Genomic DNA, 26,082 nt, shown 5'->3' with positions numbered 1-26,082 from the left:
TCAGCGCAGGGGCGCGGCGGGCGCTCCGGCGCCGAGCTTGATCCACTGGGCGACGCTGGGCACTCCCTTGGCGTCGAGGAGGAAGAGCATGTAGTAGCCGGGAGGGGCGGCGGCCGCGTCCGGCGGAGCCTGCAGGGTGAGGGTGTCGCCCGCGCGCCGCTTGATCCGCAGTTCCAGGTGGCGCTGGCTGGTGTCGACCGCGTGCGTGGCGGTGGTGGGCGCCAGCAGTACGGCCCGCTCGACCTGGCCGGGGGTGCTCGTGGTGACCTCGAAGCGGGTGTTGTGGCCGACCGGGCCGGCGGGCGCCCTGCCGAGGGCGGGCCGGGCGCCCTGGTGGAGGTAGGCGGGCTCGTAGATCTCGATGGTGCCGTTCATCTCGTCGGTGATGTCGGCGTCGTTGGCGAGCTGCTGGAGTTCGTCGCCGGTGACCACGACCCGGCCGTCGGGCAGGACGACGGCATTGGAGTGGTAGCCGCGGGGAAGCCGCTGGGCGGGGCCGAGCTTCCAGTTCCCCTGTCCGTCGCGCATCTCGAACTGCCGGTACTTCAGATCGGCGTTGGGGTTCAGGACCCCGTTCCCGTAGTCGCGGATGTCGTATCCGCCGCTCGCCGTCAGCAGCGTTCCGTCGGGCATCAGCAGGGTGTTGTCCTGGGTGCGGCCGAAGGCCCGGGGCTTGTCGAGCCCGTAGACCAGGCCGTCGCGGAGCGAGAAGAGATGGGGGTAGTCGCGGGTGAAGGGGGCCTTCGCCTTGAACGGCCCGACCGGGGCGTCGCGCGGGACGTCCGTCTTCTCCCGGGGTACGGAGGGGTACCAGCGCCCGGTGGCCATGTCCTGGCTTCGGCTCCAGGTCTCCGTCCACGGGTCGAAGACCAGCGAGAGCTTGGCGCCGCTGCCTCCGTTGGAGCCGAGGTTGCCGCCGAAGACGCCGAGCATGCCGTTGGGCAGGAAGGAGTGCCCGGAGCAGAAGAACGGTGCGGGGCGCGGTGAGTGGGTGCCGTCGGGCATGTCGACCACCGGCGGGGTGACCTTGGTGAACGCCGCTGCGCCGGTGCCCTTGGCCGGGTCCCAGAGGAAGGCGCGGCCGGCGTTCGTGGGGCCGATGATGTTGGTGGGGGCCGGTTCCTTGGTGGGGTTGGTCTCGATCCGCTCGAAGGAGAAGAGCAGCACCTTGCCGGTGGGCAGCAGCGCGATGTGGGCGGCGAAGTCCGGGGAGTCGAAGTACTCCTTGAACACGCCGTACTGCTCCGGCGCCAGAGCGGCATTGGCCTCGGCCTGGGACTCGGTGAGGGCCTTCAGGCGGGCGCGGCGGGTGGTGTCGGGGTAGTCGGCGGCGTCCCGCAGCGCGAGGCGGGTACGGGCGTGCTCCTCTGCGTGGTCCTCACCGAGGCTGCGCCGCTCGTCCGCGCCGATCTCGCGGCGCACCCGCTCGGGGGCGACGTACGGTGCCGGCCGCGCGGCGTCCGGATCGTACGGGGCTTCGTGCGCGGCAGCGGGGCCGGCGGGGAGCAGACCGAGGAGGCTGCCTGCGACCAGGGCGCGGGCGACTCCGGGACGGGACATGGGAACCCTTAGTGGGGGAAGGGGGAAGCGGGAAGCGGGGTGTCTCAGATGCCGTGCGCGGTCACGAAGGCCCTCCGGCGCAGCGCCTCGTGGAAAGCGGCGGGCTCGACGTGCACGCCCGGGGTGTAGGCGTGGTCGAGCCGGCGGACCGGCCGGACGCCGTACCCGCGAACGCGGCCGGGCGCGGCGGCGCCGAGGTGCCCGCGCACGCCCGTGGGCCGAGCTGCGCGGCGCCCCTCGCGTTGAGGGCGGCGCACGGGACGGAGAGGACGGCGGCGACAGCCATGGGGCCGGGGACTCCTCAGTGCGGGGGCCGACGGGCAGCGCACGCTGCCAGTGATCCACACACTCGGTGATCAACGCCGTGCGCGCGCGCCGGGGCCACCGATGGGGTGACGCATCGCTGTCGGACCGTCACCCGTACGCACCAGGCCCGCGGCTGTCGCCCCGTTCGCGACGGGACGGGGCCGGGCGGGGCTGGGCGGGGGCCGGTCAGCCCTCGGCGGTGAGCACCCGCCGGTAGCTCAGCCCGGGGCAGCCGTCCAGGACGGTCTCCCCCACGACCGTGAATCCGGTCCGCCGGAGCACCGCCGCCGAGGCCGCGTTGTCCAGGGCCGCGGAGGCGGTGAGGACGCTGAGCCCGTACTCCGTGGCGGCGAGCCGGCAGACCTCCCGGACGGCGGCGGTGGCCGCGCCGCGGCCCGCCGCCCTTTCGCCGATCCGGTAGCCGAGGTCGGCGGCGCCGTCCGCCAGGTCGACCAGGTTGACGCGCCCGATCAGCTCGCCGGCGGCGTCCATCACCAGGTGGAACCGACACGCGCCCGTGTCCTGTTCCGCGAGCAGGGCGCGGTGGCGGGCGGCGAACTCCGTGAAGTACGCGTCCCCGCGGTCCGGTACGGAGCGGGCGAAGTACGCCCGGTTGTCCCGCTCGAAGGCCAGCAGGGCGTCCTCGTGACCGGCCCGCAGGCGTTCGAGTCGCAGCATGCCGGGCAGGATATACGGGCTGCTCGGAGCGGCGCCCGTGCGTTTACGGGGCCTCCCGGGGACGCGGTGACCGGGCGGTGGAGGCCGAAATCCTCGCTCCCGGTCGAAGAGTTGTGCGAGCGTGTGACGATCCGGTCCCGTCCGGGGGGACAGGGACGACAACCGAGCAAGGGGTGGGGAATGAAGGCGGGAACAGTCACCGCGAGCATCGCGGCGGCCTTGACCGTGACGGCGGGCCTGAGCGGCTGTACGGCCGGCGCCTCCGTGGGCAAGCAGGCGGCGGACTCGGCGGAGACGCTGGTCGCGACGCTCACGAAGGTCTCCGACGAGGCCTCCAAGGCCGGCTCGGCCGAGGTCGAGATGAGCGTGACGATGCCCGACACGGGCGGCAAGCCGGTCCAGATGAACGGCGTCTACTCCTGGGGCAACGGCCTCGCGATGGAGGCGGAGATGCCGGCCGAGGACCTCCAGATGGAGAAACTGGTCGCCGACGGAACGATCACGTACCGGCTCGTCCAGGGGGCGTACTACTACGGCATCGATCCGGCGCCGAGCGGCCCGTTCGCCGGCAAGACCTGGCTGAAGGTCGAGGCCTCGGCCGTGCTCGGCGAGCACGGCGCCGCCGGGATGAACGCGGGCAACAGCGACCCGACGGCCGGACTGAAGTCGCTCAAGTGGGCCAGCAACGTCACCAAGGTCGGCCAGGAGGACGTCAACGGGAAGAACTCCGTCCACTACCGCGCCACGGTTCCGGTGGACAAACTGGGCGACACCAAGGCGATGTTCGGCGCGGTGGGCGCGGGTACGGCGACCGAGCTCGTCTCGGACATCTGGGTCGACGACAAGGGGATGCCCTCACGGCTGAACCAGACCGTCGGGGACGTCACCGTCAACGTGGACTTCCTGTCCTTCGGCGTCGCGAAAGACATCGCGGTCCCGCCGGCCGCCGACACGGCCGACATCACCGAGGCCGTCAAGGAGGGCAGGGCCGCGCAGGGCTGACCCGAACCCGGCCGACGCGGAAAGCTCGACGTCCCGAACCCCGTGCTCGCCGTCCAGCAGCTCGCCGCCGACGGCGGGCCGTTCGTCGACGGGGTGAAGTTTCCCGGAATTTCGCCGCGGCGACGGGCGCCCCGCCACGGACGGTCACCGGGTGCCTACAGACTGCTTTCGAGGGGGCGGGAGTTGACCCGCCCGCGGAATCGGGGGCGCTCGTGGAAGAGTTCGGCCGGCGCCGGTTCCTGGCCCGGGCCGCGGGGGCCGCCGGGGCCGTCGGCGTCAAGGCGCTCACCGGTACCGCGGCGGCCGCCACCGCCGCGGCGCACGACACCGCCAGCGCGGCCGGGTACGTGGACGTACAGCTGCTGCACATCACCGACCTGCACGGTTATCTGTCCGCTCCCCCGGCCCGGGATTCCCTGATCTACGGCGCGGGCGGCCGTACGTACGCGGTGGGCGGGGTCGCCTACATGGCCACCCATCTCGCGCGGTTGCGGGCCGGCAAGGCCAACTCGTTCTTCTTCGCGCCGGGCGACCTCTTCTCCGGCTGGGAGTTCCCCGCCTTCACCCTCGCCGACGAGCCGACCATCGAGGCACTGAACCGGCTCGGCCTGGACTTCGCGACCGCCGGGAACCACGAGTTCGACCGCACGCCCGGCTTCCTGCGCCGGCACATGGAGGAAGGGGTCCCCTACGACGGGGCGGGACTGACCAACTCCTTCCCGGACTCGAGCGGCGCCCCCTTCCACGGCGCCGACTTCCGCTACTACAGCGCCAACGCCGTGTCCGCGGCGAGCGGGGAGACGCTGCTCCCCCCGTACAACATCGAGTGGGTGGACGCGCCGGGCGGGAAGCGGCTGCCCATCGGGTTCATCCACCTGACGGTCGTCGGCACCGAGGCGTTCGGGAACTCCTTCCAGCCCGGCCTGACCACCCTCGACCAGGTCGCCTCCGCCAACCTGTGCGCGGCCCGGCTCAAGGCGCTCGGGGTGGGCGCCATCGTGCTGAGCATGCACGACGGGGCGGTGGCGGGCAGCGACTTCGACTCCGGCAGCGAGCCCAGTGGTCCCGCGTACGAGCTGGCGCTGCGCGTGTCCCCGGACATCGACGCGATCGTCACCGGGCATTGGCACTGCGCCTTCAACATGATGCTCCCGGGGCCCGACGGACGGCCGCGGCCCTTCGTCGAGGCCGGCTGCCACGGGCAGATCATCGGCGAGATCACCCTGCGGCTCGACCCGGACACCGGTACGGTCGTCCGCGCGCTCACCAGCTCCGTGAACCACCCCAACACCCGCGACGTGGACCCCGATCCGGTGCTGGGGGAGGTCGTCGACTACTGGACGGGCTACGCGCAGCGGCGCGGGGCGGGAGTCATCGGACGCCAGCGCGCCTCCTTCCGCCGCCGGCTCTCCCCGGCCGGGGAGTCCACCATGGGCAACCTCGTCGCCGACTGGGCGCTGTGGGCCGCCCGTCAGGCGCCCGATTCCTTCGACACCAGTCCCCGGCCCGCCCGGTCCGGCGCGGACCTGGCGCTCATCGCGGTCGCCCCGCGCGTGGGCCGCAGCGTGATCAACACCGATCTGCTCGCCGGAACTGCCCTGAACGACCCGGTCAGCTTCGAGCGGGCCTGGCGGGCCGTCGGCTACGGATGCCCGCTGGTCAGTGCCGAGGTGAGCGGGCGCCGGCTCCACGACGCCCTGGAGCAGCAGTGGGCGCTGGACGCCTCCGGCGTGCTGACGTACGCCCCGCTCGCGGTGTCGGACAACGTCCGGTACTCCTTCGACGCGGCGGGGGCCGTCGGGGACCGGGTGGCACCGGGCGACGTGCTCGTCGACGGTGTCCCGCTGCGGCCGGAGGCCTCGTACCGCGTGGTGACCACCTCGTACACGCTCACCGGGCAGGACGGCTACCCGGCCCTCGGCGACTACCGGGAGCCGGCCCGCCACCGGCGGGACACGGACAGTTTCCCGGCGTACGTCTCGGCCCGCGGCACCCTGGGGGCCGTCTCCACGGGCCGGGTCACCGTGAAGCCCGCCCCGCTCTTCGGCCCCCCGGGCCACGAAGGCCTGCTGGTGACCCCGCCCGATCCGGTCCCGGGGCTGCCCGCGCCCGTCGCGGCGGAGGAGGAGGCCGCGCGGGACGCGGGACGCCGGCCGGTGTGCTGAGCCCGGCCGGGTGAGCGCCGTCAGGGGCCCAGCGGGAGCGTGGCGACCAGGCGGGCTCCCTTCGGGGAGTCCCGGACGGCGAGCGTGCCGCCGAGGCGCAGGGCGATGTCGCGGGCGATGGCCAGGCCCAGCCCGGTGCCGCCCTCGTCGCGGGCGCGGGCGTCGTCGAGCCGGGTGAAGCGTTCGAAGACCCGCTCGCGGTCGTCGGGAGCGATGCCCGCTCCGTCGTCGGTGACTTCCAGGACGGCCTCGCCCCGGGGCTCGTCCACGCGCAGGACGAGGGTGACGTGCTGCTCGGCGTGGCGGCCGGCGTTGTCCAGCAGGTTGGTGACGAGCCGCGACAGCCAGATCGTGCTGCCGCGGACCGCGATCCCGGGTGCGATGTCGGCGTGCACGGGGACGCGGGCGCCCCTGCGCGTACGGGCCGCTTCGCGGGCCACCTCCGTGAGGTCGACGGCGGCGGCCGGCGGCGGCTCCGAGGTGTCGAGGCGGGCCAGCAGGAGCAGGTCGGCCGCCAGGTCCTGGAGCCGTACGGTGTCCTCCAGCGCGCCGCTGACCAGTTCGCCCCACAGCTCGGGATCCGGGTGGGCCTGCGCGACCTCCAGCTGGGTGCGGAGCACGGTGATGGGGCTGCGCAGTTCGTGCGAGGCGTCCGCGATGAAGCGGCGCTGGCGGATGCCGGCGGCCTCCAGCCGGTCCAGGGTGGCGTTCATGGTGACGGCGAGCCGGGCCACCTCGTCGCGGGTGGGCGGCACGGGTACCCGGCGGTGCAGTTCGCGGTCGCCGATCTCGGCCATCTCCGCGCGGATCGCCTCGACGGGGCGCAGGGCCCAGCCGGTGACCCGCCAGGTGATCAGGGCCACGACCAGGACGAGCAGCGGGACCACGACGGCCAGGACCGCCATGATGGTCGCGTCGGCGGTGTCGGCGTCCCGCAGCGAGGTCCCGGCGTAGACGGTGACCAGGCCCTTCGCGGTGACGGTGGTGACCTGCACGACGCGCTGGCGGTGTTCCTGGCGGGCCCGGCCGCCCTTCCAGGTGTTGCGGACCGTGCCGGGTGCGACGGGTGGTTCGGGGACGAGGGCGGGGCGGCCGGTGAGGTTGGGGCTGGCCGCGAGCACGCGGCCCCGCGCGTCGACGACCTGGAAGAAGTCGGTCCCGCGGCCCGGGGGCGGTACGGGGTCCAGCTGCCCGGTGGCCGCCAGCGCGGCCACCTTGACGGCCTGCCGTTCGGCATCCTCCTGGGCGCTCATGGTCAGGTTGGTCTCCAGGGCCCCGAGCAGAGCGAAGGAGGCCACTCCGAGGGCCAGGGCCACCACTGCGGACGCGCCGAGGGCTGCCTGGGCGCGGACGGACCTGGGACGGAGCCGGGACGCGGCCCGGCGCAGCCGGGACGCGAGCTCGCGCGGGCGGTACGCCGACGCGCGGGGGCGGTCCCGGTCCTCGTAGAGGTCGTGGGGCAGGTAGGGGCCGGAGGGCGCGCAGGACCGGTCGGGCTCAGCCACCGTCGGCCGCCAGCCGGTAGCCGGCGCCCCGGACGGTCTCCACCGCGGCCCGGCCGAAGGGCGCGTCTATCTTCCGGCGCAGGGCGCTGACGTGGACCTCGACGACGTTGAGGTCCCCTTCGTAGGCGGCGTCCCAGACGTGCTCGAGGATGTCCCTCTTGGGTACGACCTCGCCGGCCCGGCGCGCCAGGTGCACCAGGACGGCGAACTCTCGCGCGGTCAGCCGGGCTTCGACGCCGCCGCGCGTGCAGCGCTGCCGGGCCGGGTCGACGAGGAGGTCGCCGAACTCCATGACCTGCGGGCTGCGGCGGCCGGTGCGCCGGATCAGGGCCCGCAGGCGGGCCACGAGGACCACGTAGGAGAAGGGCTTGGAGAGGAAGTCGTCGGCGCCGGTGTCCAGGGCTTCGGCCTCGTCGTACTCGCCGTCCTTGGCGGTGAGCATGAGGATGCCGGACTCGCAGCCGGCCGCGCGCAGCCGGGCGCAGACGCGGTAGCCGTTGAGGCCGGGCAGCATGATGTCGAGCACGATGGCGTCGTAGTCGTGCTCGCCGGCCATCCACAGGCCTTGCGGGCCGTCGTGTGCCGTGTCCACAGTGAAGCCCTCGGCCCGCAGACCACGTTGCAGGGCGGCGGCCAGCCGCCGCTCGTCCTCGACCACCAGTACGCGCATGGGGCAAGGTTCTCAGGTCGCGCCGCCGGCTTGCTGAAGGGTTCTTCAGCTCGCTTCAGCGGGGCTTCAGCATCCTGCTCGCAGGATCGGCCGAGCCGGGCACGTCGCCCGGAGAACGCGAGGAGCATCCAGATGACTCAGTCCAGTCCGCAGCCGCCCGAGTACCCCCCGGCCGCTGTTCCCGGCGAGGGCGGCGGCGAGGGCGGCGAGGGTGGCGGCGACCCGGCCGGCAAGGCGGCGGGGCGCGGCGCCCGGATCGCCCGCTTCACCCGGTTCGCCCGTGAGGGCCGGGGACGTTGGGTGGCGCTCGGGCTCGTGGTGGTGGCCTCCGCCGGCGCGGGGGGCGCGGTGGTGGCCGTGGCGGACCAGGACCATGACGTCCGCCGCACGCGCGCGGAGCGGATGTGGGACCGGTTCGACGTCGAGCGGGAGGGGGGCGGCGAGATGACGGCTCCGCTTCCCGCTCGCCCCGGGAAGCCGGGCGAGCCCGGAAAGCCCGGCCTGCGGGGCCAGAAGGGCGAGCGGGGGGTCTTCCCGCCGGACGCGATGGTGCGGCCGGGGATGCCCGACGGCGAGGAGGGCTTCGTCGTGGACGGGCCCGGCCGGGCCCCCGTTCCCCTGCCGGCGCTGCCGGCGGCCCAGGCCCTGGAGAAGGCGGAGGCCGCCGTGCCCGGCGGCAAGGCCGAAGCCCTGCGCGTGATCGCCCAGGAGGGCGGCGGGAGCGCCTGGCGCGTGGTGGTCCTCGGCTCCGACGGCGTCCGGCACGCCGTGACCCTGGCCGGCGCCGACGGCGCGGTCACGAGCAACACGGTCGCGGGGAAGGGCGCCGGGGCGGCCCGCTGAGCGGGTGCGGCCGGGGGCGCCCGCCGGGTGTCCCGTACCGCGGCGACGGCGGTACGGGACACCGCAGGGCCCGTCCGCGGGCTGCCCCCCGTCAGGAGGGAAGGCCCAGCAGCCGGGCCGCCGTCTCCCGCATCTCGACCTTGCGGATCTTGCCGGTCACCGTCATGGGGAACTCCTCCACGACGTGGACGTAGCGCGGAATCTTGAAGTGGGCCAGCCGGCCTTCGCAGTACGCGCGCACGGCCGCCGCGGTCAGTGGCTCGGCTCCCTCGCGCATCCGCACCCACGCCATGAGCTCCTCCCCGTACTTCGGGTCGGGCACGCCGATGACCTGGACGTCCAGGACGTCGGGGTGGGCGTGCAGGAACTCCTCGATCTCGCGCGGGTACAGGTTCTCGCCGCCGCGGATCACCATGTCCTTGATCCGGCCGGTGATGCTCAGGTACCCGTCCCCGTCCATGACGGCGAGGTCTCCGGTGTGCATCCAGCGGGCCGCGTCGACGGCCTCGGCGGTGCGCTCGGGCTGGTCCCAGTAGCCGAGCATGACCGAGTAGCCCCGGGTGCACAGTTCGCCCGGTTCGCCGCGCGGGACGGTCCGGCCGGTGGCCGGGTCGACGACTTTGACCTCCAGGTGCGGTCCGACCCGGCCCACGGTGGAGACGCGGCACTCGACGGAATCGTCCACGCGGGTCTGGGTGGAGACCGGTGAGGTCTCCGTCATGCCGTAGCAGATGGACACCTCGCGCATGCCCATCCGGTCGATGACCTCCTTCATCACCTCGACCGGGCAGGGCGAGCCCGCCATGATGCCCGTGCGCAGGCTGGAGAGGTCGTGGGTCTCGAAGTCCGGGTGGGCCAGCTCGGCGATGAACATGGTGGGGACCCCGTAGAGCGCAGTACAGGCCTCCGCCTCGACGGCGGCCAGGGTGGCCCCCGGGTCGAAGGCGGGCGCGGGGATGACCATGGCCGCACCGTGGCTCGTGCAGGCGAGGTTTCCCATGACCATGCCGAAACAGTGATAAAAGGGCACCGGGATGCAGACCCGGTCCTGTTCGGTGTAGTGACACAACTCGCCTACGAAGTAGGCGTTGTTGAGGATGTTGTGGTGCGAGAGGGTCGCCCCCTTGGGGAAGCCGGTCGTCCCCGAGGTGTACTGGATGTTCACGGCGTCGTCCGGACTCAGCGCGGCCTGGGCGCGGACCAGTCCGGCCCGGTCGGCGCGGCGGCCGCGTTCCGGAAGGGAGTTCCAGAGCGGGCCGTCCAGCAGGGCGGTGAACTCCAGCGCCGGACAGCGCGGCCCGACCTCCTCGATCATGGCCGCGTAGTCGGAGCTCTTGAACCGGTCCGCCGCGACCAGCAGCCGGATCCCGGACTGGCGCAGGACGTACTCCAGCTCGTGGGAGCGGTAGGCCGGGTTCACGGTGACGAGGACCGCGCCGATCCGGGCGGTGGCGTACTGCACCAGTGTCCACTCGGGGCGGTTGGGGGCCCAGATGCCGACCCGGTCCCCCTTGGCGATCCCGAGGTCCAGCAGTCCGAGCGCCAGGTCGTCCACGTCGGCGGCGAACTCCGCGTACGTCCACCGCCGTCCGGAATCCATGTCCACGAGGGCGTCGCGGCCGGGGAACCTGCGGACTGTACGGTCCAGGTTCTCGCCGATGGTGTCGCCCAGCAGCGGCACCTCGCAGGCCCCGGACGCGTAACTCGGCTCGACGGACGGCACGGACGGCACGGACGGCACATGGACCCCCTGGGCTCGGTGGCTGGCGCCGGGGCCCCTTCGCTCCGGCGCCCCCTCATGATCCACGCGCCCCGTGGGCGGGGCCAGACCACGGGCGGGGCCGGTGCGGCGCGGCCCGGTGCGGCGGCCCCCGATTGGCCGGGTTCGCGGGCAGGGCGTTCCATCGAAGGGTGAGCACACCGACACCGGCGCCGGGCTCGCGGATCGACGTGCACGCCCATCTGTGGACCCCCGCCTACCTGGACCGGCTGGAGCGGCTGGGCCGGACCGACACGGGCACCCAGCGCGGGATCGGCGCGGACGCCACACCGGCCGACCTCGACCGCCGCCTCGCCCTCATGGACCGGGCGGGCATCCGCGTGCAGGTGCTCTCCGTACCCCCGCAGTCGCCGCACCTGCCCCGGGAGGCCGACGCGGTGGAGCTGGCCCGCGCGGTGAACGAGTCCTACGCCGAGCTGGCCGCCGGCCGGCCCGGGCGTTTCCTGGCCTTCGCCGCGCTGCCGCTGCCGCACGTCGACGCGGCGCTGCGCGAGCTCGCGTACGCCCTCGACGAGCTCGGCATGGTGGGCGCGGCCGTCACCACGACCGTGCGCGGCCGGACCCTGGCCGATCCGCTCTTCCATCCGCTGTACGAGGAGCTCGACCGGCGCGGTTCGGTGCTGTACGTCCACCCGGCGGGCGAGGGCGCCGGCAGCCCCCTGATCAGCAGGCACCGCATGACGTGGATGGTCGGAGCTCCGGTCGAGGACACGGTCGCCGTCATGCACCTCATCCTGGCGGGCCTGCCCCGGCGCTACCCCCGGATGCGGATCCTCGCCTCCCACCTCGGCGGCGCACTGCCGATGCTGCTCCGCCGGCTCGACGACCACCTGGCTTTCGAGTCCCCGGAGACGCCCGAGCTGCCCTCGGTGGCGGCCCGCCGGCTCTGGTACGACACCGTCGCGCACTGCCACGGGCCCGCCCTGGTCGCGGCGGCGGCCTCCTTCGGCGCGGACCGCCTCGTCCTCGGTACGGACTTCCCCTACGAGGACGGGGAGGTGTTCGTGCGGGCGGTCTCCTACGTCTGCGAGTCGGGGCTGCCCCCGCGCGAGGCCGCCGCGATCCTCGACACGAACGCGGCGGCGCTGCTCGGCCGGCCCGTGAACCCCGCCGGCGGGTGACCGGAGCCCTCGCTCCGGGCCACCCGCCCGGGTGCGCCGTACGCCCTACGCCGGGAGAGCGAGCAGCACCAGGGGCCTGGTCGTCGGCTGCGGCGATCCTCCGGCGGGCTCCAGCGTCAGGCCGACCGCCGTGGCCGTGCCCAGGCCGCCGTCCAGCACGGCCGCCCCGTCGCCGGCGAGGAAGCCGGCCGGGCGCATCGTGCCGCCGTCGGCGAGCCAGAGCTGGTACGTGCGCCCCTCCCCGGCAGCCGGCAGCCGGTCGGCGAGGAACACGGCCCGGTCCCGGGCCGCGGAGGTGATCACCGTCGCGGCGGCTCCCCCGCTGGTGCGGCCGTGGACCGTACGGGCGTCCGGGGCCGTGACCACGGCCCGCAGCTCCTGGCTGCGCGCCTCGGCCTGCCGGGCCTCCTGCCTGGCCCGGTCCGCCTGCCCGCTCTCGTGGAGCGCGGCCCCGCCGAAGAGCGCCGCCCCGACGAGGGAAGCGGCGACGACGAAGGCACCGGCCTTGCGCGGGAGCCGGTCCAGGAATCTCGCCGCCCGGCGGACGCCGACCCTCGGGGGGACCTGACGGACGGTCTCGATGCGGGCCAGGACCTCCGCCTTCAGCTGCGGCGGGGGCACGAGGGCCACGGCGGAGGCCAGTCGGCCGGCCGTGGCGGAGAACTCCGCCACGTCCCCGGAGCACGGCGCGCAGCGGGCCAAGTGCCGGGAGAAGGCCTCCTGTTCACCCGGTCCGAGCGCGTCCAGTACGTAGGCCGCGGTGAGGGTGTGCAGTTCTTCGTCGTGCTTCACGTGGTCACCCCCATGCAGTCGCGCAGGCGGATCAGTCCGTCGCGCATCCGGGTCTTGATCGTGGGAAGAGGCGTCTGGAGGGTCTCGGCGACCTCACGGTAGGTCAGCCCCTGGTAGTAGGCGAGGGTGACGGCCTGGCGCTGGAGCTCGGTCAGCCGGCGCAGGCAGCGTTTGACCTGATCGCGTTCGAGCCGGGTCTCCACCTGCTCGCTCACCTCGTCGAAGGGCCGTTCCTGGCCGCGTACGCCCACGTCGTGCTCGCGGGTGGCCGAGGCCTGGGCGGAGCGGACCCGGTCGACCGCCCGGCGGTGGGCGATCGTGGCCACCCAGGCCATGACGCTCCCCTGGTCGGGGCGGTAGCGGGCGGCCTGGCGCCACACGTCGATCATCACCTCCTGGGCGACCTCCTCCGACTGTGCGCGGTCGCGCACCACCTTGACGGCGATGCCGAAGACGGTTCCGGCCACGGCGTCGTAGAGCGCGGAGAACGCGTCCTGGTCTCCCTGCGCGACGCGCGCCATCAGCTCCGCGAGTTCGGCCGCGGCCGATCCGGGTCCGGTGGCCGGGCCCGGGCCGGAACCTGGGCCGCTGCCCGGGCCCTGGCCGGGGCCGGGGCCGGGGAAGCGCAGCTTCTCGGGGTTCACCTGAGCGGCCCCCGAATACGGCCGGGCCCGGGCGGGCTCGCCGGGGCCGCGAGCGGGTCTCGCCGGTCCATCCATCGCATGAACGATCCTTCGTGGCAGGCGCACCCGTTCCCCGTCCGCCGGGGTCGCGGTGCGCGCCGGGTCCTTGCTGTCTCACCCTGTCTTCGGAGCCGGTCCGTGCGCGGATTGGCCGGCATACACGCGAAAGGGCATCCGTTCGGGGGAACCGGCCCCCTGGACCAAACCGCGCCGGGGGTCCGGGCCGAAGGAGGGTCGCGGGCCCGGTCCAGGGGCCGCCGCTCGGCGGGTGAGGGGGCGAACGGCCCCGGAATCCGCCGCCGCACAGCCAGCAAGGAGATCTGTCGTGTCGCGTGTCCTCAAGACTGCCGCACTCGCCCTCGCTTCGGGCGCCCTTCTCGTCGGCGGGGCCTCGGTGGCCTCGGCCGACGCCGGAGCCCAGGGCCTCGCCGCCCACTCCCCGGGGGTCGGCTCGGGCAACCTGATCCAGATCCCGATCCACATCCCGGTCAACGCGTGCGGCAACTCGGGCAGTGTGATCGGGCTGCTGAACCCCGCCTTCGGCAACACCTGCGTCAACGCCTGACGGATCGCACGGACCACGGTCTCCGGCCCGCCGCCGGCTACGGGGCGGCGGCGGGCCGGTGGTCCTGCGGACCGGCGGGGAGTGGGTCGCCACTCCTGAGCGCCGCCGGGTCCCGCAGGACCCGCGCAGGCGGTGGCCGTCGGCGCCGCCGCCCGCGTGCGCGGGCCCGTACGGAGCCGTGCCGAACGGAGCGATGCCGTACGGAGCCATGGCCTGCGGAGCGACGCCGTACGGCCCGCGCGCACAGGTCAACACACCGACGGATCTTCACGTGTTCGGATGACCGGCCCATCCGGGAGGGATCCCGCACCGAATGAGGGTCGTGAGCATCAACCGAAGGACAGTCGAGCGGGGCGCCCTCGCCGCGGCGAGCGGCCTGCTGGCGGGCTACGCGGCTCTGGCCGCAGCCGAGCTGACCGCGTCCCTGGTGCGGCCGCAGGCGGGACCGGTCACGGTGATCGGCGGGGCGGCCATCGACCGCACGCCGGCGGCCCTCAAGGACTTCGCCATCCGCACCTTCGGCGAGAACGACAAGCTGGTCCTCCAGCTCGGCATCCTCGCCACCGTCGGTCTCCTGGCGGTCCTGCTCGGGGTGTTCGCCCTGCGCCACCTCCGTACGGGGGCGGCCGGCGTACTGTCCTTCGGCGTCCTCGGCGCGGCGGCGGCCCTCGGCCGGCCCGACACGGCCGGTGCGGCGGACGTACTGCCCTCGCTCGTGGGGGCAGCGGCCGGGGCGCTGGTGCTGTACCTGCTGGTGGGGAAGGTCGGCGGCTCGACGGACGTCTCGACCGCCACCTCGGCCACCTCGACAAGCGGCTCGGACGGCCCGCCCGCCGCCTGGAACCGCCGGGGCTTCCTCCTCGCGGCAGGGGTCACCGCGATCGCCTCCACCGGCGCGGGCGCCCTCGGCCGGGCCCTGACCGGCCGGCGGGGCCAGGGCGCCACCGCCTCGCGGGCTGCCGTACGCCTGCCCGCTCCCGCTTCGCCGGCCGCGCCGATCCCGGCCGGGGCTGCCCTGCGGATCCCAGGGGTCAGCGCCTTCACCACACCGAACAAGGAGTTCTACCGTGTCGACACCGCTCTCGTGGTCCCCAGGGTCGACGCCGGCACCTGGCGGCTGCGCATCCACGGCAAGGGCGTCTCCCGCCCGCGCTCCTACTCCTATGCCGAACTCCTCCAACGCCCGCTGATCGAACGCGACATCACCCTCACCTGTGTGTCGAACGAGGTCGGCGGCCCCTACGCGGGATCCGCGCGCTGGCTCGGCGTACGCCTGTCGGACCTGTTGCGGGAGGCGGGTGTCCAGGCGCCGTCGCGCGGCGGGCGGGCCGACCAGCTGATCGCGCGCTCGGTGGACGCGATGACGCTGGGCACGCCCGTCGAGGAGGTCATGGACGGCCGGGACGCGATGCTGGCCGTCGCCATGAACGGCGAACCGCTCCCCTTCGAACACGGCTTCCCGGTCCGGATGGTCGTACCCGGGCTCTACGGCTACGTCTCCGCCTGCAAGTGGATCCGCGAGATCGAGCTCACCACCTTCGACTCCTACGACCCGTACTGGGTCAAGCGGGGCTGGGCCCGCCGGGCTCCGGTCAAGACGCAGGCCCGGATCGACACCCCCAAGCCCTTCGCCCGGATCGCGGCCGGGACCGTGACGGTGGCCGGGGTGGCCTGGGCCCAGCACCGCGGCATCGAGCGGGTCGAGGTCCAGGTGGACGACGGGCCGTGGCAGGAGGCCTCGCTCGCCGCGCAGGCCACCACCGACACGTGGCGCCAGTGGTCCTTCGGCTGGAAGGCCGCGCCGGGCGGCCACCGCCTGACCGTCCGCGCCACGGACGGCCGGGGCGAGGTCCAGACCGAGCTGCGGACGCGCACCATCCCGGACGGCGCGAGCGGCCGGCACGGCGTGTTCGTCACGGTCGGCTGACCGAAGCGGCTCCGCTTTCGCGCCACTTCACACACTTTCCACTCTTCCATCCCTTCTTCACCAACCCCTTCTCTGGAGAACACCATGAACACCCTTCGTTTCCGCCGTACCGCCCTCGCCCTCGCCACGGCATCCGTGCTGCCCTTCGCGCTGGCAGCGTGCTCCGACTCCGACTCCGGCAGGGACGCCGCCGCCGGTGCGGCAGCCGAGGCGAGCGCGGACGCCTCCTCCCCGGCCGCGGACGCCTCGGCGCCCATGACGGCGGACGGGCCCTTCGGCGCCGCGTGCGCCGGTGTCCCGAAGGAGGGCGCGGGCAGCTTCGACGGCATGGCCAAGGACCCGGTCGCGACGGCCGCGTCCAACAACCCGGCGCTGTCCACCCTGGTGGCGGCCGTCAAGCAGGCCGGGCTCGTCGACACGCTCAACAACGCCAAGGACATCACGGTGTTCGCGCCGACCAACGACGCATTCGCCAAGATCCCGAAGGCCGACCTCGACAAGGTCCTCGCCGACAAGGCCGCGCTGACCAAGATCCTCACGTACCACGTGGTCGGCGAGAAGCTGACGCCGAAGCAGCTCGAGAACGGCTCGTTCGCCACGCTGGAGACCGGGAAGGTGACCACCACCGGCTCGGGCGAGTCCTACAAGGTCAACGGCACGTCCAACGTGGTCTGCGGCAACGTCCCGACCGCGAACGCCACCGTGTACATCGTGGACACCGTCCTGATGCCGAAGCAGCCGAAGTAACGGTGGCGCCTGACCGGTGACCCGCAGCGGCGCCGGTCGTTGTAGAAGCGGTCAGCGAAGTGGCCCCCGGAGTCCCGGGCCCGTCCTCAGGGTCCGGGACTCCATGCCGTGTTTACGGGTCCGTCACTTGGTCGGCACATGTGACTACGGATTGGACAACTGGCCGATCTTACTAACACCATGGCCCCGCAAGTTCGCGGCTGCGCAGGGGGGCAACCCGCTCGTTTCACGTCCCTCCGCCGGCCCGCTCGTCCCCGTCACACCCCTGGAGAGACTTCGCCATGAGCTTCGGCGACCCGAACAACCCCTACGGCCAGCAGCAGCCCCCGCAGGGTCAGCCCGGCTACCCGCAGCAGGCGCCGCAGGGCGTCCCCCCGCAGTACGGCTACCCGCAGCAGCCCATGGGCGGCGTCCCCCCGCAGCAGCCGTACGGCGCGTACCCGCAGGCCGGGATGCCGGGTGGCATGCCGCCCATGCCGGGCACCGGAATGCCGCCGCTGGCGCACTGGGGCCTGCGCGTCGGCGCGACCCTCCTCGACGGTCTGATCATCGCGGGACCGATGTACGCCCTCGGCTTCATCGACCTCGCCATGAGCGACGACGCGGGCGCCTCCGGGCCGGGCGTCTTCTTCCTGATCGGCTGGCTCTACGCCCTCGGCATGGGCATCTTCCAGCTCTACAAGGAAGGCGCGACCGGCCAGTCGACCGGCAAGAAGGTCGTCGGGATCAGCGTGCGCCGCGAGGCCGACGGCAACGTCCTCGGCTTCGGCATGGCCTTCGTCCGCAAGCTGGCGCACTTCCTCGACGGCATCGCCTGCTACATCGGCTACCTGTGGCCGCTGTGGGACGCCAAGAAGCAGACCTTCGCCGACAAGGTGTGCAGCACCGTCGTCATCGTGGTTCCCAAGGGCTGATCCGGCCTGACGCCGGGGCATGGTGGCGGGCCCCGCACCCGGTGGGTGCGGGGCCCGAGGCCTGCCGTTCGCGCGCGGGGCGGTCCGTACGGTCAAGCAGTACGGGAGCTGCCCGGGCGCTCCCAGCGGTAGAACTCCTGGGCCATGGCGTCCTTCGGGCTGCGCCAGGTCTCCGGGTTGCGCGGGCTGACGTAGGCGGTGAGCCGGTCGCTGAGCTCCCGGAACTCCGGGTGGCCCGTGACTTCGGCGATGGCCGGGCCGGGGGGCCGGTCCGACTCGATGAAGTGCATGTACACGTCGCCGAACTGGAAGAGGCTGCGGCGGGTGACTCCGACGAGGTGCGGCAGCTCGCCCGCGTCCGAGGCCGCGAAGAGCTCGGCGATGTCGGGGGCGGACTGCGGCGCCATGCGGGCCACGATGAGAGCGCGGTGCATCCGGTGTGCTGCCTTTCGTCTCAGACGCGGCTGGCCGCGGGCGTGCGGCTCTCGCGTTCGCGCTGTTCGATCTTCTCCCGGATCAGTTCCAGCTGGATCTTGGAGTTGTGGTTGATGCGGTCGGTCATCCCGGCGTCGTCGACGGGTGCCTGCGGCTTCATCGCGAAGTCCTGGGTCCACACCATCCGGGTGCCGCCGGGGACCTCGAAGTACTGCCAGTGGATGTCCATGTGCTCGAACGGGCCGGTCTCGACCCGGCGGGCGCGCACGGTGCGGCTGACGGGGTCGGGGGTGCGTTCGGAGACCCAGCTCCACACGGTGCCGTTCTCGTCGGGGTGCATCGTCAGGCGGAAGCGGGTGGTGGGCCCGTCCTCCTCCAGGATCTCCAGCGAGGCGTACTCGCTGAACAGCGCCGGCCAGCTGGGGAGATGGTTGGTCATCTCCCAGACGGTGTCCATGGGCGCCTTGACGACGATTTCGTTCTCGGTGTGTCCTGCCATGTCAAGCTCCGGTCATGAGGCTGGTGTTGACGAGTTCGAGGAACTCCTTGGGGGTCTTGCAGCGGTCCGCGTCGGTGGGCAGGGCGCGGCCGCGCTGGTTCTCCAGCAGCCCGACGATGCCGAGCAGGCCCAGCGAGTCGAGGCCGTAGTCGTCGAACAGGGAGTCCGGGCGGTTCTTCATGTCGTCCGGGTCCACGGTGATGCCGGCCCCGGACTTCATCAGCGCGGCCAGCTCCTCGACGGTCAGTCGTTCGGACATGAGCGGCTCCTTCTGTCTCTAGGAGGGGATCTTGATGACGAGCGCGGCGTTGGAGCCCATGAGGCCCCGGCTCAGCACGAGCGCGGTGCGCAGCTGTGCCGGGCGGGCGCCGCCGGTCACCACGTCGAGGTCGTGGCACACGTCGAACACGTTCGGCGTGGGCGGGACGATGCCGTGCTCCAGGGCGAGGACCGCGGCGGCGGTGTCGAGGGCCGGGGCCGCGCAGTAGGCCCGGCCCGTCCCGGTCTTGGGCGCCGTGACCGGCACCTTGCGCCCGTGTGCTCCGAGGGCGGAGAGGATCGCGGCCGCCTCGGCCCGGTCGGCTTCGGGGGTGCCGAGCGCGTCGGCGAAGACCACGTCGACCTCCTCGGGGGCGCAGCCCGCGTCCCGCAGGGCGCCCTTGATGGCGTGGGCCAGGCCGTCGGCGGACGCGCCGGCCCGTTCGGGGTGGTGCGGTCCCGTGAAGGTCGCCGCGTGGCCGGCCAGGAGGGCCCGGACGGAGGCGCCGCGGCGTTGGGCCGCCTGCTCCTCCTCCACCAGGAACATCGCGCCGCCCTCGGCGGGTACGAAGCCGCAGGCCTTCTCGGTGAAGGGCCGGTAGGCCCGCTCCGGGTCCTCCTGGGTGCTCAGGGCCTCGTAGCCGAGCTGGCAGACGATGGAGTACGGGGCCAGGGGCGCCTCGGTGGCTCCGACCAGCATGGCCTTGCTGCCCTGGTTGATGGCCCGGGCGGCGTGCGCGAAGGCGTCGAGTCCGCCCGCCTCGTCGGCGGCGACGACCCCGCAGGGGCCCTTGAGGCCCCGGCGGATGGAGATCTGCCCGGTGCTGGCCGCGTAGAACCAGGCGATCGACTGGTACGGGCCGACGTAGCGCGGGCCCTGGCCCCACAGGTGCTGCAGCTCGCGCTGGCCGAACTCGCCGCCGCCCGACCCGGCGGCGGTGACCACGCCGACGGAGAAGGGGTCGTCCTCGTAGTCGGCCCGGCCGAGCCGGCCGTCCTCCAGGGCGAGGTCGGCCGCGGCGAGGGCGTGGTGGGTGTAGCGGTCGGTCTGGACGAGATAGCGTTCCTCGACCATCGAGGCCGCGTCGAAGCCCCGTACCTCGCCGGCGACGCGCAGCGGGAGGTGTTCGCAGCCTTCGCGGGTGACGCGGCCCAGGACGGAGGTGCCCGACTGGGTCGCCTTCCAGAACGCCTCGGCGCCGCTGCCGTTGGGCGCGACCACTCCGATGCCCGTGATGACCGTACGGACGCTCACGAGACCACCTCCTCCTTGCGCTCGTCGGGACGGGTCATGACGACCGCGGACTGGAAGCCGCCGAAGCCGCTGCCGACGGAGAGCACGTTGCGCAGCGTGCGCTCGCGGGCGACGCGCGGGACGTAGTCCAGGTCGCATTCGGGGTCGGGGGTCTCGTAGTTGGCCGTGGGCGGGACGACCTGGTGGGTCATCGCCAGGACGCAGGCGGCCAGTTCGATCGCCCCGATGGCGCCGAGCGAGTGCCCCACCATGGACTTGATGGAGGTCATCGGCGTCTTGTAGGCGTGGTCTCCCAGGACCTTCTTGACCGCCGCGGTCTCGTGGCGGTCGTTCTGCTTGGTCCCGGAGCCGTGCGCGTTGACGTAGTCGATCTCGCGGGCGTCGGTCCGGGCCTGGGCGAGGGCGGTTTCGATGGCGCGGGCCATCTCCAGGCCCTCGGTGGTCAGCCCCGTCATGTGGTGGGCGTTGCCGAAGGTGGCGTAGCCGCCGATCTCGCAGTAGACGGTCGCGCCGCGTGCGCGGGCGTGTTCCAGCTCTTCCAGGACGAGGACGGCGCCGCCTTCGCCGAGGACGAAGCCGTCGCGGTCGGCATCGAACGGACGGGAGGCATGGGCGGGGTCGTCGTTGTTGGGCGAGGTGGCCTTGATGGCGTCGAAGCAGGCCACGGTGATCGGCGAGACGGGTGAGTCGGAGGCGCCGGCGATGCAGACGTCCATCTTGCCCTCGGCGATGGAGTGGAAGGCGTAGCCGATGGCGTCGAGCCCGGAGGTGCAGCCGGTGGAGACGGTCTGGACCGGTCCGCGCGCTCCCGTCTTCTCCGCGACGGCGGAGGCCAGGGTGGCCGGGGTGAAGGCGCGGTGCAGGTGGGCCCCGGCGAGCCGGTGGTCCACGTCCCACCAGTCACCCGACTGGCTGACGGCCACGTAGTCGTGCTCCAGGCGGGTGGTGCCGCCGACGGCGGTGCCCAGCGAGACTCCGGTGCGCCAGGCTTCGTCGGTGGTGAGGTCGAGTCCGGCGTCGCGCACGGCTTCGGCGGCGGCGACCAGCGCGAACTGGATGTACCGGTCCGCGCGGGCCGCCTCCTCGGCGCCGAGCCCGTGCGCGGCGGGGTCGAAGTCGACCTCCGCGGCTATCCGGGAGCGGAAGCCGGTCGGGTCGAAGAGGGTGATGCCGCGGGTCGCCGTACGCCCGTTGGAGAGCAGCTCCCAGAAGGCGGAGGCGCCGATCCCGCCGGGGGCGACGACGCCGACCCCGGTGACGGCCACGCGTCGGCGGGTCACGAGACCGCTCCCGCCCGGTCCGGGGGCCGCTCCCAGGCGGAGCCCTCCGGGTGGACGGCCTCCTCCGTGTCCACGTGCCCGAGCTTCGGGTCCGGGGCGAGCGGTCCGAGGTGGAAGACCATGCGGGCCTCGGTGCCGCCGACGTTGCGGAAGCGGTGGCGCACGTTCATCGGGACGAGGAGTCCCTGGTCGGTGAGGAGCGGGTGGGCCTCGCCGTCGAGGTCGACCTCCAGCTCACCGGCGACCACGTACACGAACTCCTCGGAGTACGGGTGGTAGTGCTCGGCGATGTGCTCGCCCGGCGCCATGACGGCCAGGCCCATGAAGCCGCTGGTGCAGCCCACCGAGGTCGGTGTGAGGACGGCCCTCAGGTCGCCGCCGCGCCGCGTGTTGGGCTGCGTCTCGCTGAGGTCCACGATGTGCGGTGGGCGTTGTCTGGTCATGGCGGGGGTTCCTCCTGGCGGTGGGGAGCCTGGACGGGGCTGGTGGGTGGGGGGTCCGGGGATGAGGGGTCCGGGGGCCGGGTGGGCCGTGCGGGCGGTGCCGCCGCGGCTCAGCTTTCGGCAGGTGCCCGGCGGTCGGTGATCAGGCTCATGGTGTGGCGGACCGCGGACGCGGCTGCCCCTTCGGACCCGCTGACGGGTCCGGCCATCAGGCGGGCGAGGACGGCCGCCTTGCGCGGTCCCCTGACGCCGAAGGCGGTCTCCAGCCCGGCGCCGTGCGGGCTGCGCACGTCGATGAGGCGTACGACGATGTCGTCGCGCTGGAAGATGCTGCTGCTCACGGTCGGGGCGTCGGACCGGTGGGCCGCTTCCTCGTCCTGCCGGGCGAGGAACCGGGCCAGCGCCGGTCCGCAGCCGGGCTTGGCCGGGTAGAACAGCGCGTGGCGCCGTACGTCGGAGCGGTCGGCGCCGCCGGCCTCGCGGGCAGCGACGTGGTGGACGGCCGGGAGCGCGGCCTTCATGAAGAACATCCGGGCGGACTCGGGGTTGCCGAGGTCGCGGTCCTGTTCGAGGTAGGGGTTGATGGCCTCTTCGACGGCCCGTACCTCGGGCTGCTCGGAGACGTGCCGCAGCGCGGACATCAGGTCCCCGCGGACCTCCACCGTACGCACGACCCGGTTGCCGTGCATGAACAGGGTGGTGCGGCAGAGCCGGGTGTGGCCGTCGACGTCCGCCGCCGGGGAGGCGTAGCTGGAGAGGAGGGCCGCGACCTCCTTCTCGCTGCCGGGCTTGACCGTGAAGGTCAGGGCGTGGCGGACGATGTCGGCGCCGAGCCGGGGTGCTTCCTGCAGCCGGGCGCCCCTGGGCCGCTGCGCGTCCTGGTAGCCGCGGCCGGTCTCGCGCAGGACGGTGTACTTGAGCGGGCGCATGGCGCGGGCGCAGGCGCCCAGCGGGCGCACCTGCTCGGCGTGGTGCTCGCTGTTGACCCAGGCGAGGTACTGCGGTGCGCTCTCCCACTCGCTGGTGATCAGCCACTGCGAGGGGTTCTCGAAGGACTGGCAGAGCTGGTCGCTGATGTGGCCCGGTTCGGACGCGATGTCGTGGCGCAGTTGCTCGTACGCCTCGAAGAACCGCTGCTGGGCTCCTTCGTGGAGGTCCATCAGCAGGACGACCCGGAGCATGGATCCGTCGAAGGCGGACTGTGACACCCGTTCGGACAGGGTGGTCGTCATCTGCTCACTCCTTCGTGAGGGCCCTGGGGGAGGGCGGGGATGTTCATCGCGTACGGACCCTCGTCCGTCATGGGCGGTGGCCGCCCCGGACCGGCGGCCGTCGCGGGGACGGCAGGCCGGCGTGTCTTCGGGGGAACCGCTGTCGCTCATCGTCATCCGGGTGGGGACGTAGCGCTACATCTCCGGATCAAGCGGGTGACAACCGGCGTATCTCCTGGGCTTGGCCGGCGATCGGGGGCATAAAAGAGTGCACTCCCCCCACACAGAATTCAGGAGCTCGCAGCTGATGGAAGACACGGCAGATGTTCGCGTACCGGTTCTCGTCGTGGGCGGCTCCCTCGTGGGTCTGTCCACCTCGCTGTTCCTGAGCCGTCACGGCATCAGGCACCTGGTAGTGGAGAAGCACGCCGGCACCTCCGACCACCCGCGCGGGCGCGGTATCAACGCCCGGACCATGGAGCTGTTCCGGGTGGCCGGGGCGGAGAACGCCATCCGGCAGGCGGCGTCCGCGCTGGAGAACAACATGGGCATCCTGCAGACGCAGTCCCTGCTGGGCGGCGATCACAAATGGCTGGTCAAGGCCATCGACCCGGCCGGGGCGCTGAGCAAGTTCAGCCCGAGCGCCTGGTGCGTGTGCAGCCAGAACAACATCGAGCCGATCCTCGCCGCGCAGAGCCGCGCCCAGGGCGCCGACGTGCGGTTCTCGACCGAGCTGATGAGCTTCGACCAGGACGAGACCGGGGTGAACGCGCTGGTCAAGGACCGGGAGACCGGCGAGCACATGACCGTGCGCGCCGACTTCCTGATCGCGGCGGACGGCCCGCGCAGCCCCGTGCGCGAGCAGTTGCGCATCCCCCAGACGGGCAGCGGCGAGCTGTTCCACAACGTCAGCGTCACCTTCCGCTCGCGGCGGCTCGTGGCGGTGCTGGGCGACCTGCGGTTCATCGTCTGCTACCTGATGAAGCCGGGTGCGGACGGGGCGCTGCTGCCGGTGGACAACGACACCCAGTGGGTCTTCCACCTGCCGTGGCACCCGGACCAGGGGGAAACCCTGGAGGACTTCACCGAGGAGCGGTGCGCCCGGCAGATCCGGGAGGCGATCGGCGTACCGGACCTGGACGTGGAGATCGGCGGGAAGGCACCCTGGCACGCGGCCGAACGGGTGGCCGTGCGGTACTCGTCCGGGCGGGTTTTCCTGGCCGGCGACGCGGCCCACGAGATGTCCCCCACCGGCGCGTTCGGCTCCAACACCGGTATCCAGGACGCGCACAACCTGGCCTGGAAGATCGCGGCGGTCCTGGACGGCTCGGCGGGCATCGGACTGCTGGAGACCTACGGGGCCGAGCGGCACCCGGTGGCGCTGGCGACCGCCGAGCGCGCCTCGGCCCGTTCGGCGGAGCACAGCCACCCCGGGTACGCGCCGCCGCCCACCATGGGCGGCGGGCCGGGCAGCGGCGTCCTGACGACGGCGATGGCGTACGCGTACCCGAGCGGGGCGTTCGTCGGCGGGTCGCCGGACCGCCCGGTCATCCCGGAGGGGATGCGCATGAAGGGCGACGTCGGCACGCGGGCCCCGCACATGTGGCTGACGCGGGCCGACGGCGAACGGGTCTCCACGGTGGACCTGTACGAGCGCGCGTTCGTGCTGCTGTGCGGCGCGGGCTCGCCGTGGCGGGCGGCGGCCGAACGGGTGGCCGAGCGGCTGTCGGTGAAGCTCGACGCGTACTCCATCGGGTCCGCGGGTGCTCCCGGCACGGATCTGGTGCAGGAGGAGGGCTCCGACTGGAGCGAGGTGCACGCGATGTCCGGGGCGGGCGCGCTTCTGGTGCGGCCCGACGGGTTCGTCGCGTGGCGCTCGCAGGGGCCGGTGGCCGATGCCGAGGCCGCACTGTCCGAGGCCCTGTCCACGGTGCTGCGCCGGGCCTGACCGGCCCGTACGCCACGTGGTCCCCCTGCCGCCGGCCCGTAAGCGGGCCGGGGGCAGGGGCGTTCTTGGGTGTTGCCGGTCCGCGTCAGCCGCAGGCCCAGCAGCCCGCCCAGCAGCCGGAGCCGTGGTGCGCGGGGCGCCGGCGGCGGGCGGTCCCGGCGGGGGCCGTTTGCGCTCCGGCGGAGTTGCGGCGGGCGAAGCAGGCGACGACCACCGCGATCGCGGCGAGTTCCTCGGGTGCCGCCACGCCCTTTTCCACACGGAGCAGGCTGGCTATCGGGGGCGTCTGGGCTATCGGAGCGTCCTTCAGCATCGGCTCGGCCTCTCGCACAGGCGGATAGCAGGACCCCCCTCGCGGAATCCAAGGACTCCGGACGCTGCCGACGCTAGCCGGGCGCGACACGCCCGGCATGCCGGGCAGTTGCGCGAAAGCCCAGGTCGCGGCCGCCTCGACCGGGTGACGCCGGGGTTGTTCACGGCGCGCGGCGATTGGGCCGTCGGAGTGGCGGGCCCCCGGAAATCCCGGTGCGGACGGCAGCGGCAGGCGGCCGCGCGGGGAGACCCCTGAGGGGGAGTCCCGCGCGGCCGCCCGTGGTGAGCGCGCCGGGCCGGGTCAGCGGGCCGGGCCGGTCAGCGGGCCGGGCACTGCTTCCAGGAGAAGTGGTACACGCTGTTGATGCTGCCGTCGGTGGAGTCGAGCGCCATGTAGCTGGTCGTCGCCGGGTCCGAGGTGCCGACCTCGGCGCGCAGCTCGGTGTTGATGTTGAAGTTGCGCTGTTCGCCGCAGGGGGCGAAGACCAGGGCCTCGATGCCCGTGGTGTCGGAGGCCTGCCAGTTGTCGTCGAGCTTGCCGTGGAACTTGTGGGTGCGGTAGTCGGTCTGCTTCATGCCCTGGAAGTAGTAGCTGGCCTTCTGGGTGCCGACCGCGCCCTTCTGGAGGCTGCCGAATCCCCGGTAGTCGACCTGGGCGACGGCGTAGGTGTAGCCCTGCGGGACGTGGACGAGCAGGGAGAGCAGACAGTTCTTGCGGCCGTCGGTCGGGGCGCTGTTCCCGCCCGCCATGGCCAGGTACTCGCTGTAGGTGACGGTGAAGGCCGAGTTGTCCTCGGCCACGGCGACGGTGGCGCTGCCCGGCCGGCACCCCGAGCCGTTGACCGTGGCGACGTCGACGGTCACCCGGTCCTCCGGCGCGGCGGGGCCCGCGGGGCCACCCGCCGCCCCGGCGGCGGAGGCGGGCAGGAGGGTGAGGAGGCCGCCGGTCACGAGGACGGCGCCGAGCGCGGTGCGCAGTGTTCTGATCACCCGGCCATGGAAGCGGTCCGTACCGCGCCGATCGGGGAACGGGTGCGCGGCCTCACTCCGATGGCCGGGTCCATTCACCGCAGAAACGTTCGGGCAGGGGGTCGGGGAGGGCCGAACGGCTCATCGGCGGGGCGCCGCACCCGTCATGCCGTCCGATTCCTCCCGGTATTTCCTATGCTGAGCGCCCTACGGA

General features: G+C 73.2%; 26 protein-coding genes. 9 read left to right on the top strand and 17 right to left on the bottom strand.

The window, feature by feature from the left end; translation table 11 throughout:
* The 3 genes from MTF69_RS11150 to MTF69_RS11140 all read right to left on the bottom strand — a co-directional run bounded on the left by MTF69_RS11150 (window position 1) and on the right by MTF69_RS11140 (window position 2,544).
* The gene (locus MTF69_RS11150) at window positions 1-1,560 is read right to left on the bottom strand and encodes a galactose oxidase early set domain-containing protein (protein ID WP_243333096.1); all 1,560 of its coding nucleotides are present in this window, start codon (window positions 1,558-1,560) and stop codon (window positions 1-3) included.
* Between the two features lie 44 nt (window positions 1,561-1,604).
* The gene (locus tag MTF69_RS11145; protein ID WP_243333094.1) at window positions 1,605-1,769 is read right to left on the bottom strand and encodes a hypothetical protein; all 165 of its coding nucleotides are present in this window, start codon (window positions 1,767-1,769) and stop codon (window positions 1,605-1,607) included.
* A gap of 283 nt (window positions 1,770-2,052) precedes the next feature.
* On the bottom strand, window positions 2,053-2,544 hold the full coding sequence (locus tag MTF69_RS11140; protein WP_243333093.1) for a GNAT family N-acetyltransferase: 492 nt from the start codon (window positions 2,542-2,544) through the stop codon (window positions 2,053-2,055).
* A gap of 180 nt (window positions 2,545-2,724) precedes the next feature.
* Between MTF69_RS11140 and MTF69_RS11135 the strand changes: the two genes are divergently transcribed.
* Complete coding sequence (locus MTF69_RS11135; RefSeq protein WP_243333092.1) at window positions 2,725-3,546, top strand: hypothetical protein; 822 nt, start codon at window positions 2,725-2,727, stop codon at window positions 3,544-3,546.
* A 212-nt stretch (window positions 3,547-3,758) separates the two neighbouring features.
* Window positions 3,759-5,711 carry a bifunctional UDP-sugar hydrolase/5'-nucleotidase gene (locus tag MTF69_RS11130; RefSeq protein WP_243333091.1) on the top strand — a complete coding sequence of 651 codons (1,953 nt, stop codon included), beginning with the start codon at window positions 3,759-3,761 and terminating at the stop codon, window positions 5,709-5,711.
* A 20-nt stretch (window positions 5,712-5,731) separates the two neighbouring features.
* Here the strand turns inward: MTF69_RS11130 and MTF69_RS11125 are convergent, their stop codons facing one another.
* Both MTF69_RS11125 and MTF69_RS11120 read right to left on the bottom strand, forming a co-directional pair.
* Window positions 5,732-7,216 carry a HAMP domain-containing sensor histidine kinase gene (locus MTF69_RS11125; protein ID WP_308401391.1) on the bottom strand — a complete coding sequence of 495 codons (1,485 nt, stop codon included), beginning with the start codon at window positions 7,214-7,216 and terminating at the stop codon, window positions 5,732-5,734.
* Entirely contained in the window at window positions 7,209-7,886 is a 678-nt protein-coding gene (locus MTF69_RS11120; protein ID WP_243333090.1) for a response regulator transcription factor, read from the bottom strand. Before MTF69_RS11120 ends, MTF69_RS11125 begins: the two co-directional genes overlap by 8 nt.
* Before the next feature lie 132 nt (window positions 7,887-8,018).
* Here MTF69_RS11120 and MTF69_RS11115 point away from each other — a divergent pair, with 132 nt between their 5' ends.
* Window positions 8,019-8,729 carry a PepSY domain-containing protein gene (locus MTF69_RS11115; RefSeq protein WP_243333089.1) on the top strand — a complete coding sequence of 237 codons (711 nt, stop codon included), beginning with the start codon at window positions 8,019-8,021 and terminating at the stop codon, window positions 8,727-8,729.
* A gap of 91 nt (window positions 8,730-8,820) precedes the next feature.
* Here the strand turns inward: MTF69_RS11115 and MTF69_RS11110 are convergent, their stop codons facing one another.
* Entirely contained in the window at window positions 8,821-10,470 is a 1,650-nt protein-coding gene (locus tag MTF69_RS11110) for an AMP-binding protein (RefSeq protein WP_374322719.1), read from the bottom strand.
* Window positions 10,471-10,640: 170 nt separating this feature from the next.
* Between MTF69_RS11110 and MTF69_RS11105 the strand changes: the two genes are divergently transcribed.
* Window positions 10,641-11,630: an amidohydrolase family protein gene (locus MTF69_RS11105; protein WP_243333088.1), complete on the top strand. Its 990-nt coding sequence runs from the start codon at window positions 10,641-10,643 to the stop codon at window positions 11,628-11,630.
* Window positions 11,631-11,675: 45 nt separating this feature from the next.
* Here MTF69_RS11105 and MTF69_RS11100 read toward each other — a convergent pair whose 3' ends face one another.
* Window positions 11,676-12,422: an anti-sigma factor domain-containing protein gene (locus MTF69_RS11100; RefSeq protein ID WP_243333087.1), complete on the bottom strand. Its 747-nt coding sequence runs from the start codon at window positions 12,420-12,422 to the stop codon at window positions 11,676-11,678.
* Window positions 12,419-12,943, bottom strand: a complete 525-nt coding sequence (gene sigK, locus MTF69_RS11095; protein WP_243333252.1) for an ECF RNA polymerase sigma factor SigK — start codon at window positions 12,941-12,943, stop codon at window positions 12,419-12,421. The genes MTF69_RS11100 and sigK overlap by 4 nt, the downstream gene beginning before the upstream one ends.
* 487 nt (window positions 12,944-13,430) lie before the next feature.
* On the opposite strand from sigK, the gene MTF69_RS11090 reads away from it, so the two are divergent.
* The 4 genes from MTF69_RS11090 (at window position 13,431) to MTF69_RS11075 (ending at window position 17,258) form a co-directional block, all read left to right on the top strand.
* Entirely contained in the window at window positions 13,431-13,670 is a 240-nt protein-coding gene (locus tag MTF69_RS11090; protein ID WP_243333086.1) for a chaplin, read from the top strand.
* 313 nt (window positions 13,671-13,983) lie between these two features.
* Entirely contained in the window at window positions 13,984-15,597 is a 1,614-nt protein-coding gene (locus tag MTF69_RS11085; protein WP_243333085.1) for a molybdopterin-dependent oxidoreductase, read from the top strand.
* Window positions 15,598-15,681: 84 nt separating this feature from the next.
* Entirely contained in the window at window positions 15,682-16,344 is a 663-nt protein-coding gene (locus tag MTF69_RS11080; protein WP_243333084.1) for a fasciclin domain-containing protein, read from the top strand.
* Window positions 16,345-16,625: 281 nt separating this feature from the next.
* Window positions 16,626-17,258 (top strand): RDD family protein, encoded by a 633-nt coding sequence (locus tag MTF69_RS11075; protein ID WP_243333083.1) that lies wholly within the window; start codon window positions 16,626-16,628, stop codon window positions 17,256-17,258.
* Window positions 17,259-17,350: 92 nt separating this feature from the next.
* On the opposite strand, the gene MTF69_RS11070 is transcribed toward MTF69_RS11075, so the two are convergent.
* The 7 genes from MTF69_RS11070 to MTF69_RS11040 all read right to left on the bottom strand — a co-directional run bounded on the left by MTF69_RS11070 (window position 17,351) and on the right by MTF69_RS11040 (window position 22,660).
* The gene (locus MTF69_RS11070) at window positions 17,351-17,692 is read right to left on the bottom strand and encodes a TcmI family type II polyketide cyclase (RefSeq protein WP_243333081.1); all 342 of its coding nucleotides are present in this window, start codon (window positions 17,690-17,692) and stop codon (window positions 17,351-17,353) included.
* Between the two features lie 20 nt (window positions 17,693-17,712).
* On the bottom strand, window positions 17,713-18,192 hold the full coding sequence (locus MTF69_RS11065) for an SRPBCC family protein (protein ID WP_243333079.1): 480 nt from the start codon (window positions 18,190-18,192) through the stop codon (window positions 17,713-17,715).
* A 1-nt stretch (window position 18,193) separates the two neighbouring features.
* The gene (locus MTF69_RS11060) at window positions 18,194-18,451 is read right to left on the bottom strand and encodes a phosphopantetheine-binding protein (protein WP_243333076.1); all 258 of its coding nucleotides are present in this window, start codon (window positions 18,449-18,451) and stop codon (window positions 18,194-18,196) included.
* A gap of 18 nt (window positions 18,452-18,469) precedes the next feature.
* Window positions 18,470-19,705 (bottom strand): ketosynthase chain-length factor, encoded by a 1,236-nt coding sequence (locus MTF69_RS11055; RefSeq protein WP_243333074.1) that lies wholly within the window; start codon window positions 19,703-19,705, stop codon window positions 18,470-18,472.
* The gene (locus MTF69_RS11050) at window positions 19,702-20,985 is read right to left on the bottom strand and encodes a beta-ketoacyl synthase (protein WP_243333072.1); all 1,284 of its coding nucleotides are present in this window, start codon (window positions 20,983-20,985) and stop codon (window positions 19,702-19,704) included. Before MTF69_RS11050 ends, MTF69_RS11055 begins: the two co-directional genes overlap by 4 nt.
* On the bottom strand, window positions 20,982-21,428 hold the full coding sequence (locus tag MTF69_RS11045) for a cupin domain-containing protein (protein ID WP_243333070.1): 447 nt from the start codon (window positions 21,426-21,428) through the stop codon (window positions 20,982-20,984). The genes MTF69_RS11050 and MTF69_RS11045 overlap by 4 nt, the downstream gene beginning before the upstream one ends.
* Window positions 21,429-21,538: 110 nt before the next feature.
* Window positions 21,539-22,660 carry a SchA/CurD-like domain-containing protein gene (locus tag MTF69_RS11040; protein WP_243333069.1) on the bottom strand — a complete coding sequence of 374 codons (1,122 nt, stop codon included), beginning with the start codon at window positions 22,658-22,660 and terminating at the stop codon, window positions 21,539-21,541.
* Window positions 22,661-22,946: 286 nt separating this feature from the next.
* Between MTF69_RS11040 and MTF69_RS11035 the strand changes: the two genes are divergently transcribed.
* Window positions 22,947-24,587: an FAD-dependent monooxygenase gene (locus MTF69_RS11035; RefSeq protein WP_243333067.1), complete on the top strand. Its 1,641-nt coding sequence runs from the start codon at window positions 22,947-22,949 to the stop codon at window positions 24,585-24,587.
* An 85-nt stretch (window positions 24,588-24,672) separates the two neighbouring features.
* Here the strand turns inward: MTF69_RS11035 and MTF69_RS11030 are convergent, their stop codons facing one another.
* Window positions 24,673-24,918, bottom strand: a complete 246-nt coding sequence (locus MTF69_RS11030) for an acyl-CoA carboxylase epsilon subunit (protein ID WP_243333066.1) — start codon at window positions 24,916-24,918, stop codon at window positions 24,673-24,675.
* Window positions 24,919-25,217: 299 nt separating this feature from the next.
* A complete protein-coding gene (locus MTF69_RS11025; protein WP_374322714.1) occupies window positions 25,218-25,889 on the bottom strand; it encodes a DUF4360 domain-containing protein in 672 nt (223 codons plus the stop codon).
* Window positions 25,890-26,082 lie beyond the last annotated feature (193 nt).

The organism is Streptomyces sp. AP-93 (assembly GCF_022808175.1).
In the GTDB taxonomy this organism is placed as follows: domain Bacteria; phylum Actinomycetota; class Actinomycetes; order Streptomycetales; family Streptomycetaceae; genus Streptomyces.
Note: the sequence above shows the minus strand (reverse complement) of the source record. Positions and strands in the feature narration are given on the sequence as shown.

Excerpts from the sequence above, each read along its gene's own strand:
- MTF69_RS11150 (WP_243333096.1), bottom strand. The coding sequence starts at position 1,560 with ATGTCCCGTCCCGGAGTCGCCCGCGCCCTGGTCGCAGGCAGCCTCCTC.
- MTF69_RS11140 (WP_243333093.1), bottom strand. The coding sequence starts at position 2,544 with ATGCTGCGACTCGAACGCCTGCGGGCCGGTCACGAGGACGCCCTGCTG.
- MTF69_RS11135 (WP_243333092.1), top strand. The coding sequence starts at position 2,725 with ATGAAGGCGGGAACAGTCACCGCGAGCATCGCGGCGGCCTTGACCGTG.
- MTF69_RS11120 (WP_243333090.1), bottom strand. The coding sequence starts at position 7,886 with ATGCGCGTACTGGTGGTCGAGGACGAGCGGCGGCTGGCCGCCGCCCTG.
- MTF69_RS11115 (WP_243333089.1), top strand. The coding sequence starts at position 8,019 with ATGACTCAGTCCAGTCCGCAGCCGCCCGAGTACCCCCCGGCCGCTGTT.
- sigK (WP_243333252.1), bottom strand. The coding sequence starts at position 12,943 with ATGGCGCGCGTCGCGCAGGGAGACCAGGACGCGTTCTCCGCGCTCTAC.
- MTF69_RS11085 (WP_243333085.1), top strand. The coding sequence starts at position 13,984 with ATGAGGGTCGTGAGCATCAACCGAAGGACAGTCGAGCGGGGCGCCCTC.
- MTF69_RS11080 (WP_243333084.1), top strand. The coding sequence starts at position 15,682 with ATGAACACCCTTCGTTTCCGCCGTACCGCCCTCGCCCTCGCCACGGCA.
- MTF69_RS11075 (WP_243333083.1), top strand. The coding sequence starts at position 16,626 with ATGAGCTTCGGCGACCCGAACAACCCCTACGGCCAGCAGCAGCCCCCG.
- MTF69_RS11070 (WP_243333081.1), bottom strand. The coding sequence starts at position 17,692 with ATGCACCGCGCTCTCATCGTGGCCCGCATGGCGCCGCAGTCCGCCCCC.
- MTF69_RS11065 (WP_243333079.1), bottom strand. The coding sequence starts at position 18,192 with ATGGCAGGACACACCGAGAACGAAATCGTCGTCAAGGCGCCCATGGAC.
- MTF69_RS11060 (WP_243333076.1), bottom strand. The coding sequence starts at position 18,451 with ATGTCCGAACGACTGACCGTCGAGGAGCTGGCCGCGCTGATGAAGTCC.
- MTF69_RS11045 (WP_243333070.1), bottom strand. The coding sequence starts at position 21,428 with ATGACCAGACAACGCCCACCGCACATCGTGGACCTCAGCGAGACGCAG.
- MTF69_RS11040 (WP_243333069.1), bottom strand. The coding sequence starts at position 22,660 with ATGACGACCACCCTGTCCGAACGGGTGTCACAGTCCGCCTTCGACGGA.
- MTF69_RS11035 (WP_243333067.1), top strand. The coding sequence starts at position 22,947 with ATGGAAGACACGGCAGATGTTCGCGTACCGGTTCTCGTCGTGGGCGGC.